The sequence below is a fragment of the Micromonospora jinlongensis genome (assembly GCF_013410645.1).
Classification (GTDB): Bacteria; Actinomycetota; Actinomycetes; order Mycobacteriales; family Micromonosporaceae; genus Micromonospora; species Micromonospora zamorensis.
The window spans coordinates 5,164,371-5,178,307 of sequence record NZ_JACCHK010000001.1 but is presented as its reverse complement, the minus strand read 5'-3'; the positions used below and the strand labels follow the sequence as shown (position 1 = coordinate 5,178,307).

Below are 13,937 nucleotides of genomic sequence, written 5' to 3'. Positions count from 1 at the left end.
GCCGTGCGCGCGAGACGATCGGTGGGCGGGTCAGTCCGACGGCAGCAGGTCGGTCGCGCGAGCGGCGACCTGCCCGCCGATCAGGGCGAGCGCGGCTTCGGCGGGCATGGGGTCCAGGGCACGGCCGCCGCGCAGGCGCAGCGCGAGGCGACCATCGGCGGCCTCCCGGGCGCCCAACACCCCGAGGTACGGGACACGACGGCGGGCCGCGTCCCGGATCCGGGCACCCAGCGAGCCAGCCGCGTCGACCTCGACCCGCAGGCCGGCGTCGGCGGCCCGCCGGGCCAGGTCCGCCGCCGCGTCCGCCTGACCGTCGTCGACCGGCAGCAACACCAGCTGGACGGGCGCGTACCAGGCCGGGAAGGCGCCCTCGTGCACCTCGATGAGGTACGCGAACAGCCGCTCCATGCTGCCGACCAGGCTGCGGTGCAGCATGACCGGCCGATGCCGGCTGCCGTCGGCACCGGTGTAGGACAGGTCGAACCGCTCGGGTTTGTCGAAGTCGAGTTGGATGGTGGAGATGGTCGACTCCCGCCCGGCCGCGTCCACGATCTGAATGTCGATCTTCGGTCCGTAGAAGGCGGCCTCCCCGGGCGCCTCGACGTACGCCATCCCGGCCAGCGCGGCGCGGAGCAGATCCTCCGCGCGGGCCCACTGCGCGTCGTCGCCGACGTACTTCTCGCCCGGCCCGCGCAACGACAGCCGGAACCCGGCCGGGCGGACGCCGAGCGCGGCGTGCGCGACACGGATCAGACCGAGGATCTCCGCGACCTCCGCGCCCACCTGCTGCGGCGCGCAGAAGGTGTGCGCGTCGTTGAGCGAGATGGCGCGTACCCGGGACAGCCCACCGAGCACCCCGGAGCGCTCCGAGCGGTACATCCCGCCCAGCTCCGCGATCCGCAGCGGCAACTCCCGGTAGGAGCGGCCCCGGGCGCGGAACACCAGCGCGTGGTGCGGGCAGAGCGCCGGTCGGAGCACGAACTCGTCGTCGGCGCTCAGCCGCATTGGCGGGAACATGTCGTCGGCGAAGTAGCCGAGGTGCCCGGAGAGTTCGAAGAGTTCGCGTTTGCCCAGCGGCGGCGAGTAGACGTGCTGGTGGCCGGAGCGGCGCTCCAACTCCCGGACGTACTCCTCGACGGCGTGCCGGGCGGCGGCGCCGGCCGGCAGCCAGATCGGCAGGCCGGCGCCGGCCAGCGGATCGGAGACGAAGAGGTCCAGCTCACGGCCGAGCCTGCGGTGGTCGATCATGTCGGGCTCCTGGATCTGGTGCGACCCGGAGGCGACCTGGACACCGAACGCCGCGCGGCCATCCGGGGCGGATCGCCCCGGGGCCTGGTCGACGGTGGTTACGTCAGAGCGGCGCGCCGGGGACACCCGGCGTCGTGGTCACCACTACCGCACTGCGCATGCCGCGACGCTACGTCTCAGGCGGTCGAGGACGCACCTGAATTACGACCGTGGGAGGGCGGGCAGGGGGTGGGCCGCCGGCGCGGGACCCGCCGGCGGCCCTGGCGGCCCGAAACGTCAGGAACGGGGGACCCGACGGGCGTGGCCGCGCCGACAACGGTACGCCGACGAACGCCGATCCGCCGACCGCTCCGGGACGGGTGGGACGGTCACCGGACCCGTCACCCGAGGCCGGTTCGCCTCGTTGTACCTGGGTGGCCTGGCCGTGTCGACGGTCACGACGAGCCAGGGCCGTCCATGGTGACGGCGGACACGCCGTCAGGCTCAAGACACCCAATCGGCCGCATCCGGCGAGGTGGCAGGCGTGCCCGAACTACTGACTGACGTCGCATCGCCGACGTGGGCGTACCTGGTGCTGCTCGCTCTGCTGATCGCGGACGCCTTCGTCCCGGTGATCCCCACCCAGATCGTCATGATCACCAGTGGAGCCCTCACCGTCTACGGCGGGCTCAGCCTGCCGGTCACCATCGCCGTCGGCGCGCTCGGCGTGTTCGCCGGCGACCTGGCCTGCTACCTGCTCGGGCGCAGCGCACCGGACCGGCGGCCACCCCGGCACGCCGAGGTGAGCCGCGCCCGCCGGGTGGCCAGCCGGGTCACCCAGGGGCTGCGGCAACCCGGGCCGCTGGTCATCCTGCTCTGCCGGTTCGTGCCCGGCGGCCGGATGGCGGCCTGCTTCTCGGCCGGGCGCAGCCGCTACCCGTACCGCCTGTTCGTGCTCTACGAGGCGGTCGCCGCGTCGGGTTGGGCCGCCTACGGCGCGATGGTCGGGCACCTGGGCGGCACCGCGCTCACCGATTCGGCCTGGCGGTTGGCCATCATCGCCACCGCCGCCGCGGGCGGGTTCGCGGCAGCCGGATGGGCGATGACAGTGGTCAGCGCCCGCCACGCCCGCGCCGCCGCCGCAGTCGAAGTCCCCATCGACTGAGTGTCGCCAGACCAACGGGTATAAGCTGTGCTTATATCGACTGCATGTGGGACGTCAAACTTCATCCTGAGGTCGAGGAGTGGTTCCTCAACCTCTGTCGGACGGATACCGCCAGCGCCGACCTCATCAGCGAGGCCATCGACCTCCTCGCCGAACACGGGCCGGCACTCGGGCGTCCCCTCGTCGACCGCCTCAAGGGCAGCGCGTTCCACCACATGAAGGAGCTGCGACCTGGCTCGGCTGGTTCCACGGAGGTTCGCATGATCTTCGCATTCGATCCCGTACGAGAAGCTGTCTTCCTGGTCGCTGGCGACAAGTCAGGTCAGTGGCAGAGTTGGTACAAGACGGCGGTGCCGTTAGCGGACGACCGCTTCCAGGAGCACCTCTCCAGCCTGAAGGAAACGCAAAGATGACCGGTGGAGCTGATTGGCGGGACGTCAAGGCGAAAGCTCGGGAGCTCGATCCGTCCTGGGAACATCCGGACCGGGCTGCCCGGCGGGCTCAGCAGCGTGAGCAGATGCTGGCATCGGTGAGCGGCGCGCAGCTGGCAGAGATCCGCAAGCAGCTGGGGATGACACAGACCCAACTAGCTGAAGCGGCGGGGTTGTCCCAGGCGAGGATCAGCCAGATCGAGAATGGCGAGCACACCAGCCTGGAAACCCTCCGCGCCTACGTCACCGGCCTGGGCGGTCACCTCGACATCGTCGCCCGCATCGGGAACATCCACCTGAACGTCGCTTGACCTGGTGTAGGTCATCTCAGGGCTCGGAGATTGCGGCCGCACGGGACCAGTGACGCCGTTGCCTAGGGGTGGTCCCGGGGAAGGATTTCGGTGGCTGCCCCGGATCCGGCTGGGGTGTCCGCGGCGACAGGCTGAGGCATGCCTGTTACCCGGAGTACCGGCCTGCTGGCCCTGGGCGGGATCGCCCTGGCGGCGCTGCTCACCGTGATCGGCCACCTCGAAGTCAACGACGACCTCAACCCGTGGGCGTTGACCATCAGCGACTTCGCGGTCTCCGACCGGGGCGGCGTCATCGACATCGCCATGGTGGTGCTCGCGCTCGCCACCGTGGCGTTGCTGTACGGGCTGCGCCGCCCCGGCCCACCCCGATCGCGCTCGGGTCGAACGGCCGAACTGCTGCTCGGCGCATGGGTGGGTGGACTGCTGCTGGCCGCCGTGGTGCCGACGAACGAGCCGGGCACCGCCATGACCACGGCCGCCTACCTGCACCGGTACGCCTCGGTGGTCGCCTTCCTGGCACTCCCGGTCAGCGGTTGGCTGCTCGCCCGCCGGCCGGCCCTGGCCCCCACCGCCCGGACGCTACGAACCCTCGTCCTGCTCAGCCTCGCCCTGGCGGCGGCGATGATCTGGTCCGCCTACCCCGGCGACCGGATGCTCATCGGCCTGGCCGAACGCCTCCTCATCCTCACCGAGGTAGCCGTCCTGGCCACGGTGGCGGTGGCCCAAACCCGGGCCATCGCAGTCGATCATGCAGTTGTGGTGCCCCACAAAAGGGGCCTGACCGCATGAACCAGCCACCACAACTCCATGATCGACCCGGGCGGGGGCGGGGGCGGGGGCTTACTCCAGCTCGTGGAGCATCAGCTGGCGTGCTGCTTCGGTGATCGAGCCGGAGAGGCTCGGGTAGATGGTGATGGTCTGGGCCAGCTCGTTGACCGTCAGGTTGTTCTCCACCGCCATGGTGATGGGCAGGATCAGCTCGCTGGCCTTCGGGGCGACAACCACACCGCCGATCACCTGACCGCTGGCCGGACGGCAGAACAGCTTCACGAAGCCGTCCGAGAGGTCGTCCATCTTGGCCCGGGCGTTGCCGGACAACGGCAGCATCACCTGCCGGGCCGGCACCTTGCCCGCGTCCACCTCGTCCTGCGAGACACCCACGGTCGCCAGCTCCGGGTCGGTGAAGACGTTCGCCGCGACGGTCCGCAGGCGCAGCGGGCGAACCGCCTCGCCGAGCGCGTGCCACATGGCGATCCGGCCCTGCATGGCGGCGACACTGGCCAGCAGCAGCACGCCCGTGCAGTCGCCGGCGGCGTAGATGCCGGGCACGTTGGTCCGGGAGGCCCGGTCGACTGTCACGTAGCCGCCCCGGCCCAGCTCCACCCCGTACTCGGCGAGGCCCAGGTTCGCCGTGTTCGGGATCGATCCGACCGTGATCAGCGCGTGCGACCCGGTCACCTTTCGGCCGTCGGAGAGCTCCACCTCGACACCGTCGGCGGTACGCCGAACCGCGTCGGCCCGGGAGTTGTTGAGGATCTCCATGCCCCGGTTGCGGAACACCCGCTCGATGGCGGACGCGGCGTCGGCGTCCTCGTGCGGCATCACCCGGTCCCGGCTGGAGACCAGGGTGACCTGGACGCCCATCGCCAGGTACGCGCTGGCGAACTCCGCGCCGGTCACACCGGAGCCGACCACGATCAGGTGCTCGGGCAGCTCCGGCAGGTCGTACACCTGGCGCCAGGTCAGGATGCGCTCACCGTCCGGTACGGCGGTGGGCAACTGGCGGGGTGTCGAGCCGGTGGCCACCAGCACTGTCGACGCGGCGATGGAGTATTCCTCGCCCCCGTCGGCGGGGGTGACGACGACCCGGTGGGTGTGCCCGAGGGAGTCCTCGCCGAGCCGCGCGGTGCCGGCCACGAAGGTGACGCCCGCCTTGAGCAGCTTGGCGTGGATGTCGGCGGACTGCGCCAACGCCAGCCGCTTGACCCGCTCGTGCACCGCCCGGGCGTCGACGGTGACCGCCTCCAGGCCGTCCGAGTGCACCCCGAACTCCTCGGTGTCGCGGTAACCGGTCACCACTTGCGAGCTGGCGATGAAGGTCTTCGACGGCACACAGTCGGAGAGCACGCAGGCTCCACCGGCACCGTCTGCCTCCACCACGGTGACATCGGCGTCCAGCTGGGCGGCGACCAGAGCCGCCTCGTACCCGGCCGGCCCCCCACCGATGATCACGATCTGGCTCACAGCGTTCGCCCTTCGTCCATGCTCACAGTGACTTTCTTCTCCTGAGCGCATTCGACACGCACTGTCGTATTCTCCCCCACCCGTCCGCCGGGCTATCGTCATCGCCGTGCGTCATCACGCCGCCTACGGCTCAAATCTCGACCCTGCCCGGATGCGCGCCTACTGTCCGCATTCGCCGATGGTGGGCACCGGCTGGCTGGAAGGCTGGCGGCTGACCTTCGCCGGGGCGGACGTGATCGGCTGGGAGGGCGCGGTGAGCACCCTGGTCGAGTCTCCCGGTGACCGGGTCTTCGTGGCGCTCTACGACATCCACCCCTACGACGCGGGCCAGCTCGACGAGCTCGAGGGGGTGACCGCCGGCACGTACCGCAAGCTGCACGTCCGGGTCTCCACCCTCGACGGGGACGTGACCGCGTGGATCTACGTCTTCAACGGGTACGAGGGTGGCCTTCCGACCTCGTGGTATCTCTCCGAGATCGCGAACGCCGCCGAGAAGGCGGGCGCCCCGGACGACTACGTCACCGAGCTGCGGGCCCGCCCCACCGGCACCGCGTCGGCGTAGCAGCGCGTATCGCACACTCCCAGTCTGCTACCGCCGTCGACCGGATCCCCGGTCGGGCCCGACCGGGGTCGTCAATCACACACCGGCGGCCGGGACGGAAAGCTCGTACATGTCGGTCCACAGGATTTCCCGCAGGCCCACCGACTCGTACAGCGACAGCGGGGCGGTCGGGTTGGTGAGGTCCACACCCAGACCGACGGACTGCCGCCCCTTCTCGGCGTAGCGGGCGAAGGCGCGGCGCAGCAGCGCCGCACCCACACCCCTGCGACGGTACGCGGACAGCACCGAGAGACTCTTCACCCAGCCCTGCTGCTGGTCGAGCGCCTGGTCCGAGGACTGCAACGCGCCGACCGCCACCCCGTCCACCTCGGCGACGAACCACTCGTCCCAGGCGTTCAGGTCACCGATCCGGGCCCGCCACCGCTCGTACGACACCGGCTCGTGATCGGCGGTGTCGGCGAAGGCGGTCTCGGTGATCCGGTGGAACTCCCGCAGGTCGGCCTCGTCGTCGGGGCGTACCTGCCGCACCGTCACACCGGACGGCCGGGCGGGCTGCTCGGGCAGGTCGGTCAGCGGCCCGCTCATCCGGACGTACCTCTTGACCAGGGTGAACCCGACCTCGCGCAGGCTCCGTTCCCAGTCACGTTCCGGCGCGAAGACCGCGCAACGGACGGTGAGCGACGGCAGCCCCCGCTCGGCGGCCCGCTCGGCGACCCGGTCCAGTTGTCGGGCCAGCAGCGGCGCCCGGACGGTCGCGGCGCGTACCGGGTCGACGTAGATCTCCACGAACTCCCGGCCGACCCCGGTGGGGTTGTCCACCGTCGCCCAGCCAACCACGTCGCCCTCCGGGTCGACCGCCAGCCAGGAATCCCGGGCCGGGTCGAAGTAGGGGGCGGTCAGTGACGCGGCGACGTCCTCGGCGTCGAAGTCGGGATGGCCGATGGCGAAGGTGTCGGCGGCGTGCACCACCGCCAGGATCGCGGGCACGTCGTCGAGGGTGGGCCTGCGCGTTGTCCAACCAGCGGGAAGAGTCACGGCAGAACATCCTGGCAGCCCACCTCGTCGGGCGCCCCCCATTTTTCGCTGGCGGGAGGCTCAGGCGAGGTGGGCCCGGGTGCGGTGCAGCAACTCGACCAGCTCGTTGCCGTCGGCGGGGCCGAGAGCCGTGAACGCCGGCGCGGCCAGTCTGTTGGTCACGGCCTCCGCCCAGAGCCGCCGACGCACCAGCGGCCCGATCGGCGGGTACGGCGGCGACCAGCCGCAGGCCACCGCCCCGGCCTCCCCCTCCGGCCCGGACAGCACGGCCTCCAGCGGGGTCATCCCGGCGGCGCGGACCGCCAGGAGGTAGGCGCCGGTGAAGTGTTCGCGGAGCAGCCGCAGCCCGGCGGCGGTGCGGGCGCCCGGGGAGAGGTCCGGCAGGGGCATGGCCCGCCAGGCGGCGAAGAGCGGCATCCCGCTGGCATCCGCGGCGACCACCGCCCGCTCGACGAGTGTCGCCAGGCGCTCGGTGCCGGGCAGAGCGCCGAGCTGCTGCGCCCCCCACCGACAGCACTCGGCGAGGCTCGCGGCGGCCACCTCGAACGGGGGCACGACCCGGCCTGCCGCGTCCCAACCGTCGGCGACCGCGTCCGGGGCGATGAAGCCGAGAGCGGCGGCGGCCGTCTCGGCGTGCACATCGCCGAGGGCACCGGCCCGGCCACCGATGTAGAAGGCCCAGCCGGAGATGCCGAGCAACCGGGCCCGGCGCAACGTGACCGGGTCCCGGCTGAACGCGTCGCCGAGGTCGAGCACGACTGGCTTGCTGGCCGCGGCGGCCTGTTCCGGGGTCATTCGCGCGCCACCGTCGACCAGCCCGGCCCGTCGCCCACGACGACGCCCCGATCCGGGGTCACCCGCCGTGGACGGTCCGCACACCCGTAGTCGTCCATCGATGGTCAGTCTGCCGCGCCAGAGCCCCCGTCCGCATCCCCCTCTTCGGCCGCCAACGCCTCGATGGCCGCCTCCACCTCACCCGCACGCCGCCGAGCCACGGTGACCGCTCGCTCGGCGGAACGCCGAGCGAGCTTGGCCCGGCTGAGATCCTGCTCGGCGACCGCCCGCCGTCGCTCCAGCTCGGCCAGCTCGGCCTCGATCGCGTCGAGTACGGCAACGCCGTCCCGCTCCTGCCCGGTCGCCTCGGTCAGCTCGGCCTCGACGCGCTTCTGGTCGGCCTGGGCCAGGGCCAGCTCCCGGTCCAGGGCACGGCGCTGCCGGGCCCGCTCGGCGCGGGCCGCCCGCTGCGCAGCACGCTCGGCCTGCTCGGCTCGCTCCGCTGCCCGATCCTTGCGGGAGGCGGCCCGGTCGGTGACCGGTGCTGCCCCGTCCGCGCGGGTGGCCGGCTCGGGGCGCGCCCGCTGGGAGCCGGGTCGGCGGGCCGGGCGCTCCTCCTCCGGCTCTTCGTCGTCGCCGGTGACCAGCCGCAGTTGTGGGCGGGGCACCTCGCCGAAGCCCGCGTAGCTGGCCGCCCGGAGCAGGCGGCCGGCCCGGACCTGCTCGGCGACCTCGGCGTCGGAGAACGCCGCGTTGAGGGTCGCCTCCACCTCGGCCAGTGGCAGCCGACCCGCCGGTGGCGCGTCCGGCTCCGCCGCGGCGAGCTTGCGGACCTCGGCGACCAGGGCACCGACCACCGCCCGACGCTGCGCGGACAGCTCCCGCAGCCGGGGGCCGCGCAGCTCCCGCTGGGCGGTACGCAGCTCGTCGGCGAGCTCGACCAGGTCGGCGACCAGCTCGGGGCGTCTGATGGCGAGCAGGTTCACCAGCCAGGCGGCCACCGTCGGGCGACGGAGCCGGGCCAACTGTCGCGCGGTGCTCGGGTCGCCGGAACGGCGGGCGTCGGACACGGCGGCGTCCCGGGCGGCAACGAAACGGTCCGGTGGGGTGCGGTAGAGCTGCTGCACCAGCTCCGTCGGGGGGCCGGGCATCGGGTCAGACGTCCACCCGGCTACCGGGCTCCAGTCGCTGGTACTCGGTGCCGGACATCGCCGTGTACTGCCGGTTGAGCACACCCAGCCCGTTCTCGTTGAGCAGGGCGTCGTGCAGGGCGTACGCGCGCCGCGGCGCGACAGCCCGAATGAAGTCGAGCACCTCGGAGAACTTCGACCAGGGGGCGTGGATCGGCGCGAAGAGCGTGTCGACGGGTGTCTCGTCGGGCACCACCAGCGAGTCGCCCGGGTGATAGACCACGTCGTTGATCAGGTAACCGAGGTTGTCGATCACCGGGAGGTCGGGGTGGATCACCGCGTGCCGCCCTCCGTACGCGCGGACGGCGACCCCGGCGGCGGTGAACGACTGACCGGCGGTGACCGGGTGCAGTGCCTCGGCCGCGTCGCCCAGGGCCTCGGCGAGCGAGGCGGGACCGTGGATCGGGAACGGTTGCCGGTCGAGCTGCAGGCGCACCGCCGCAAGGTCGAGGTGGTCGGGGTGCTCGTGGGTGATCAGCACCGCGTCAGCACCGTCCAGAGCCACCGCTGGATCGCTGAACATGCCGGGGTCGATGACGAGCACTCCCCCGTCGTGCTCCACGCGGAGGCAGGAGTGGGCGTACTTGGTGAGCCGCATCGTGACTCCTCGATTATCGAATCGTGACGTCCTCAGCGCAGTCTGCCGGAACCAGCCGACGCGTGCGCAGCGTCCGAGCTATCGCCACACCGGATGACGACGATGGGAGCGGGGATGGACGGAAAGGTGGTACGACGCCACGGCACACTGCTGGCGGCGACGGCGCTGGCGGCGACGCTGGTGCTGACGGGATGCGGCGCCGCCGACGACAGCGGGTCGAAGGACACGGCAGGCCCAGCGGCACAGGCGCCCGCGGCAAAGGGCGGCGAGGCGAACAGGGACGCCGCCTCCGCAACGGACGCGGAGGGGGCGGCCGGGGCCGGCGCAGCGGACCTGCGGGTCGACCAACGGGCGATCATCTACACCGGAACGATGCGTGTGCAGGTGGACGATGTGGACGCGGCGGCCCGCGAGGCCACCGCCGTGGCCACTCGGGCCGGTGGCTTCATCGGGGGCGACCAGCGGCGCAGTGCCGACGCCGACGCGGTGGCGGAGTTGCAGTTGCGAGTGCCGGCGCCGAAGTTCGCCGGCGTGGTGGAGGAGATCGCGAAGCTGGGTCGACAGCAGAGCCGGGAGATCAACACCCAGGACGTCACCGAGGAGACCGTCGACCTGGACGCCCGGATCACCAGTCAGCGGGCCCGGGTGGACAGCGCCCGGCGGTTGCTGACCCGCGCCACCTCGATCACCGACCTGGTGTCGTTGGAGAACGAGCTGGGTCGCCGGGAGGCCGACCTGGCGTCGCTGGAGGCCAAGAAGCGACGCCTGGCCGACCTGACCGCCCTGTCCACGATCACCGTGTCGCTGGCCGGTCCGGCCGCCAAGACCGCCGGGGAGAAGGCCGAGACCGGCTTCCTGGTCGGGCTCAAGGGCGGCTGGAAGGCATTCGTCGCCTCGTTGACCGTCCTGCTGACCGTGCTGGGCGCGCTGCTGCCGTGGCTGGTGGCGCTCGGCGTACCCCTGGGGGTCTTGCTGGTGGTGTTGCGCCGGCGGCGGAAGACCCCGGCTCTGGTCGGTCCGGTCAGCGCACCGCCGCCGCCAGTGCCCGCAGCGCGGTCTGCACCATGACGCGTACGCCGGCCGGGATGGCCCGCTCGTCCACGTCGAAGCTTGCGCGGTGCAGGTCGACGTTGGGGCCGGAGCGGCCCACGCCGAGGCGGGCGAGGGCGCCGGGGACGTACTCCAGATACCAGGAGAAGTCCTCGCCGCCCATGCTCTGCGGTGTCTCGGCGATCCCTTGCGGGCCGAGCGCGGCGCCGGTGGCGGCGGTCAGCACCTGGATGGCCCGCGAGTCGTTGCTCACCGGCGGCCGGCCGCGCAGGTATTCCAGGTCGACCGTGGCGCCGGTCGGGGCGATCACGTCCCGGACGACCTGAGCGACGATCTTGGGGGCCTGCTCCCAGGTGTCGCGGTCCATCACCCGCAGGGTGCCGGAGGCGCTCGCCTCGGAGGGGATGACGTTGTAACGGGTGCCGGCCGAGGCGTGGCCGAAGACCAGCAGCAGGCCACTGTTGGCCGGCACCCGGCGGCTGACCAGGGCGGGCACTTCGGTGATCAACCGGCCGAGCGCGTCGACCAGGTCGACCGTCAGGTGCGGACGGGCGGTGTGACCACCCGGCCCGGAGAGCCGGACCGTGACGTTGTCGGCGGCCGCCGTGATCGGGCCGACCCGCAGGCCGACCTGTCCCACCGGCAGGTTCGGGTCGCAGTGCAGCGCGAAGATCTGCACCACGTCGTCCAGGCCGCCGGCCTCGATGACCTCCAGCGAGCCGCAGGGCAGGATCTCCTCGGCCGGCTGGAAGATCAGCCGGACCCGGCCGTCCAGCTCGCCGAGGTCGGCGAGCTGGGCCAGCAGCATGCCGACACCGAGCATGATCGTGGTGTGCACGTCGTGGCCGCAGGCGTGGCAGACGCCCTCCACGGTGGAGCGGTACGGCACGTCCTTGATGTCGTCCAGCGGCAGGGCGTCGATGTCGGCGCGGAGCGCGACGACCGGGCCGTCGGGGCGGCCGTCGATGTCGCAGATCACGCCGTTGCCCTTGGGCAGCAGCCGAGGGTGCAGCCCGGCCAGCGAGAGCTCCCGGGCGATCAGGGCCGCCGTCTCGAACTCCGTGCCGGAGAGCTCGGGGTGCGAGTGGAGGTGACGGCGCGTGGCGATGAGCCCCGGTACCCGGAGGGCGAGGAGGTGGTCCAGGTCGCGGGGCAGGGGCTGGGACCCGGGTGGCGTCTCCGGCCAGGACGACGCCAGCTGGCCACCAGTGGGCAGCGTCAACGCACTCGTCACGTCGAATTCTCGATCACTAGAGATGGATGGATCATCGGGGACAGCAGACAGCCTAGACCTCCGGCGGTGACGCTGCGCAACCTCGTTACGGTGATGATCAGACCGCGTAGCGTCACGTATGCCCTGCTGAGGGCGCTCGGAGATGTGCGGGACAGCAGGTAGATCGTGCTCGAATGCCGTCATGCGCCCCTCACCTCCTACAACGCGTAACCAACCGTGACGGTCGCGAATCCGGGTGCCACTCCGGGACCCTGTTGCAAATTGTCGCATTAGTCGGGGTGGTGAACTGACACTCCGACAATTAGCCGACCACACTCCGCGACGACCGGATAAGGACGCTCACACGCACGCGTCGACCACGGGCGCACACTGTGTGCGTCCGTGGTCGAAGGGGTACCCGCTGAACCGGACGGACACACGCCGTCGCGGCCGGCGACGGTCAGAAGCGATCGGTGGGCCGGTACAACCCCCACACCTCGCGCAACGTCCCGCAGACCTCACCCACTGTCGCCCGGGCCCGCAGCGCCGCCTTCATCGGGTAGAGCACGTTGTCGGTGCCCTCGGCAGCGGCCCGCAGATCCGCGAGGGCCCGGGTCACCTCGTCGGCGTCCCGCTCGGAGCGCAGCCGCGCCAGCCGGTCAGCCTGGGCCGCCTCGATGGTCGGGTCGACCCGCAGCGGCTCGTACGGCTCCTCCTCGTCCACGGTGAACCGGTTGAGCCCGACCACCACCCGCTCGCCCGAGTCGATCTCCTGGGCGATCCGGTACGCGGACTGCTCGATCTCCCGCTTCTGGAACCCGGCCTCGATCGCGTCGACCGCCGAGCCGTGGTCGGCCACCCGCTCCATCAACTCGACTGCGGCGGCCTCGATCTCGGCGGTCATCGCCTCCACCACGTACGAGCCGGCGAACGGGTCGACGGTGGCGGTCAGGTCCGTCTCGTACGCCAGCACCTGCTGGGTCCGCAGCGCGAGCCGGGCCGCCTTCTCGGTGGGCAGGGCGATCGCCTCGTCGAAGCTGTTGGTGTGCAGCGACTGGGTGCCGCCGAGCACCGCGCCCAACCCCTGCACCGCCACCCGGACCAGGTTCACCTCCGGCTGCTGCGCGGTGAGCTGCACGCCGGCGGTCTGAGTGTGGAAGCGCAGCATCATCGACTTCGGATCCTTGGCGCCGAAGTCGTCGCGCATCAGCCGGGCCCAGATCCGCCGGGCGGCGCGGAACTTCGCCACCTCCTCCAGCAGTGTGGTGCGGGCCACGAAGAAGAACGACAGCCGGGGCGCGAAGTCGTCCACGGCGAGCCCGGCGGCCAGCGCCGCACGGACGTACTCCACGCCGTTGGCCAGGGTGAACGCGATCTCCTGCGCGGGCGTCGCGCCGGCCTCCGCCATGTGGTAGCCGGAGATGGAGATGGTGTTCCACTTCGGCACCTCCTTGCGGCAGTAGGCGAACGTGTCGGCTACCAGTCGCAGCGACGGCTTCGGCGGGAAGATGTACGTCCCCCGGGCGATGTACTCCTTGAGGATGTCGTTCTGGATCGTGCCGTTGAGCGCCGTGCCGGGCACCCCGTTCTCCTCGGCGACGAGCTGGTAGAGCAGCAGCAGCACCGAGCCGGGCGCGTTGATGGTCATCGAGGTGGAGACCTTGTCCAGCGGAATGTCGGCGAAGAGCAGCCGCATGTCCTCGATGGAGTCGATGGCGACGCCCACCTTGCCGACCTCGCCGTGCGCGATCGGCTCGTCGGAGTCGTAACCCATCTGGGTCGGCAGGTCGAAGGCGACCGAGAGGCCCATCGTGCCGGCCCGCAACAGCTGGTGGTACCGCGCGTTGGACTCGGTGGCGGTGCCGAAGCCGGCATACTGGCGCATGGTCCACGGGCGGGAGGTGTACATCGTGGGGTAGACCCCCCGGGTGTACGGGAACTCGCCGGGGCTGCCCAGCCGGGAGTCCAGGTCCTCCGGAAGGTCCGCCTCGGTGTAGACGCCGTTGATCGGGAAACCGGACTCGCTTGACCGCCGTTCACTCATCCCCGGATGGTAGGACGCCTGGCCACACCCTCGCGTGAGGGATACCGCACACTGCGTCCCGACCGGTCGACACCAGGTGAACGACAGGGCACG

Annotated in this window: 14 protein-coding genes; 6 read left to right on the top strand and 8 right to left on the bottom strand. The window is 71.6% G+C overall.

The genetic code is table 11. The annotated features are described in order from the left end of the window. Positions 1 to 30 precede the first annotated feature (30 nt). Complete coding sequence (gene thrS, locus HNR22_RS23285; protein WP_343060049.1) at positions 31 to 1,263, bottom strand: threonine--tRNA ligase; 1,233 nt, start codon at positions 1,261 to 1,263, stop codon at positions 31 to 33. A gap of 508 nt (positions 1,264 to 1,771) precedes the next feature. On the opposite strand from thrS, the gene HNR22_RS23280 reads away from it, so the two are divergent. The 4 genes from HNR22_RS23280 (at position 1,772) to HNR22_RS23265 (ending at position 3,923) form a co-directional block, all read left to right on the top strand. Next, the gene (locus HNR22_RS23280) at positions 1,772 to 2,392 is read left to right on the top strand and encodes a VTT domain-containing protein (RefSeq protein WP_179782120.1); all 621 of its coding nucleotides are present in this window, start codon (positions 1,772 to 1,774) and stop codon (positions 2,390 to 2,392) included. A 44-nt stretch (positions 2,393 to 2,436) separates the two neighbouring features. Then, positions 2,437 to 2,805 (top strand): type II toxin-antitoxin system RelE/ParE family toxin, encoded by a 369-nt coding sequence (locus tag HNR22_RS23275; protein WP_099850468.1) that lies wholly within the window; start codon positions 2,437 to 2,439, stop codon positions 2,803 to 2,805. Then, entirely contained in the window at positions 2,802 to 3,134 is a 333-nt protein-coding gene (locus HNR22_RS23270; protein ID WP_141907871.1) for a helix-turn-helix domain-containing protein, read from the top strand. The genes HNR22_RS23275 and HNR22_RS23270 overlap by 4 nt, the downstream gene beginning before the upstream one ends. Positions 3,135 to 3,272: 138 nt before the next feature. Next, positions 3,273 to 3,923, top strand: a complete 651-nt coding sequence (locus HNR22_RS23265) for a DUF998 domain-containing protein (RefSeq protein WP_179782119.1) — start codon at positions 3,273 to 3,275, stop codon at positions 3,921 to 3,923. A 51-nt stretch (positions 3,924 to 3,974) separates the two neighbouring features. Here the strand turns inward: HNR22_RS23265 and HNR22_RS23260 are convergent, their stop codons facing one another. Further along, positions 3,975 to 5,378 carry an NAD(P)H-quinone dehydrogenase gene (locus HNR22_RS23260; protein WP_088946173.1) on the bottom strand — a complete coding sequence of 468 codons (1,404 nt, stop codon included), beginning with the start codon at positions 5,376 to 5,378 and terminating at the stop codon, positions 3,975 to 3,977. 106 nt (positions 5,379 to 5,484) lie between these two features. On the opposite strand from HNR22_RS23260, the gene HNR22_RS23255 reads away from it, so the two are divergent. Continuing rightward, a complete protein-coding gene (locus HNR22_RS23255; RefSeq protein ID WP_030486670.1) occupies positions 5,485 to 5,940 on the top strand; it encodes a gamma-glutamylcyclotransferase family protein in 456 nt (151 codons plus the stop codon). A 75-nt stretch (positions 5,941 to 6,015) separates the two neighbouring features. On the opposite strand, the gene HNR22_RS23250 is transcribed toward HNR22_RS23255, so the two are convergent. The 4 genes from HNR22_RS23250 to HNR22_RS23235 all read right to left on the bottom strand — a co-directional run bounded on the left by HNR22_RS23250 (position 6,016) and on the right by HNR22_RS23235 (position 9,537). Then, complete coding sequence (locus tag HNR22_RS23250; RefSeq protein WP_343059936.1) at positions 6,016 to 6,927, bottom strand: GNAT family N-acetyltransferase; 912 nt, start codon at positions 6,925 to 6,927, stop codon at positions 6,016 to 6,018. Positions 6,928 to 7,035: 108 nt separating this feature from the next. Then, positions 7,036 to 7,770 (bottom strand): SCO6745 family protein, encoded by a 735-nt coding sequence (locus tag HNR22_RS23245; protein WP_179782117.1) that lies wholly within the window; start codon positions 7,768 to 7,770, stop codon positions 7,036 to 7,038. Between the two features lie 104 nt (positions 7,771 to 7,874). Further along, complete coding sequence (locus HNR22_RS23240) at positions 7,875 to 8,900, bottom strand: hypothetical protein (RefSeq protein WP_179782116.1); 1,026 nt, start codon at positions 8,898 to 8,900, stop codon at positions 7,875 to 7,877. 4 nt (positions 8,901 to 8,904) lie between these two features. Further along, positions 8,905 to 9,537 (bottom strand): MBL fold metallo-hydrolase, encoded by a 633-nt coding sequence (locus HNR22_RS23235; protein ID WP_179782115.1) that lies wholly within the window; start codon positions 9,535 to 9,537, stop codon positions 8,905 to 8,907. A gap of 93 nt (positions 9,538 to 9,630) precedes the next feature. On the opposite strand from HNR22_RS23235, the gene HNR22_RS23230 reads away from it, so the two are divergent. Then, on the top strand, positions 9,631 to 10,605 hold the full coding sequence (locus HNR22_RS23230; RefSeq protein ID WP_179782114.1) for a DUF4349 domain-containing protein: 975 nt from the start codon (positions 9,631 to 9,633) through the stop codon (positions 10,603 to 10,605). On the opposite strand, the gene HNR22_RS23225 is transcribed toward HNR22_RS23230, so the two are convergent. Beyond that, a complete protein-coding gene (locus HNR22_RS23225; protein ID WP_179782113.1) occupies positions 10,559 to 11,821 on the bottom strand; it encodes an amidohydrolase in 1,263 nt (420 codons plus the stop codon). The two genes, HNR22_RS23230 and HNR22_RS23225, sit on opposite strands and share 47 nt — an antisense overlap. Positions 11,822 to 12,260: 439 nt before the next feature. Beyond that, complete coding sequence (locus tag HNR22_RS23220) at positions 12,261 to 13,844, bottom strand: acyl-CoA mutase large subunit family protein (RefSeq protein ID WP_179782112.1); 1,584 nt, start codon at positions 13,842 to 13,844, stop codon at positions 12,261 to 12,263. Positions 13,845 to 13,937 lie beyond the last annotated feature (93 nt).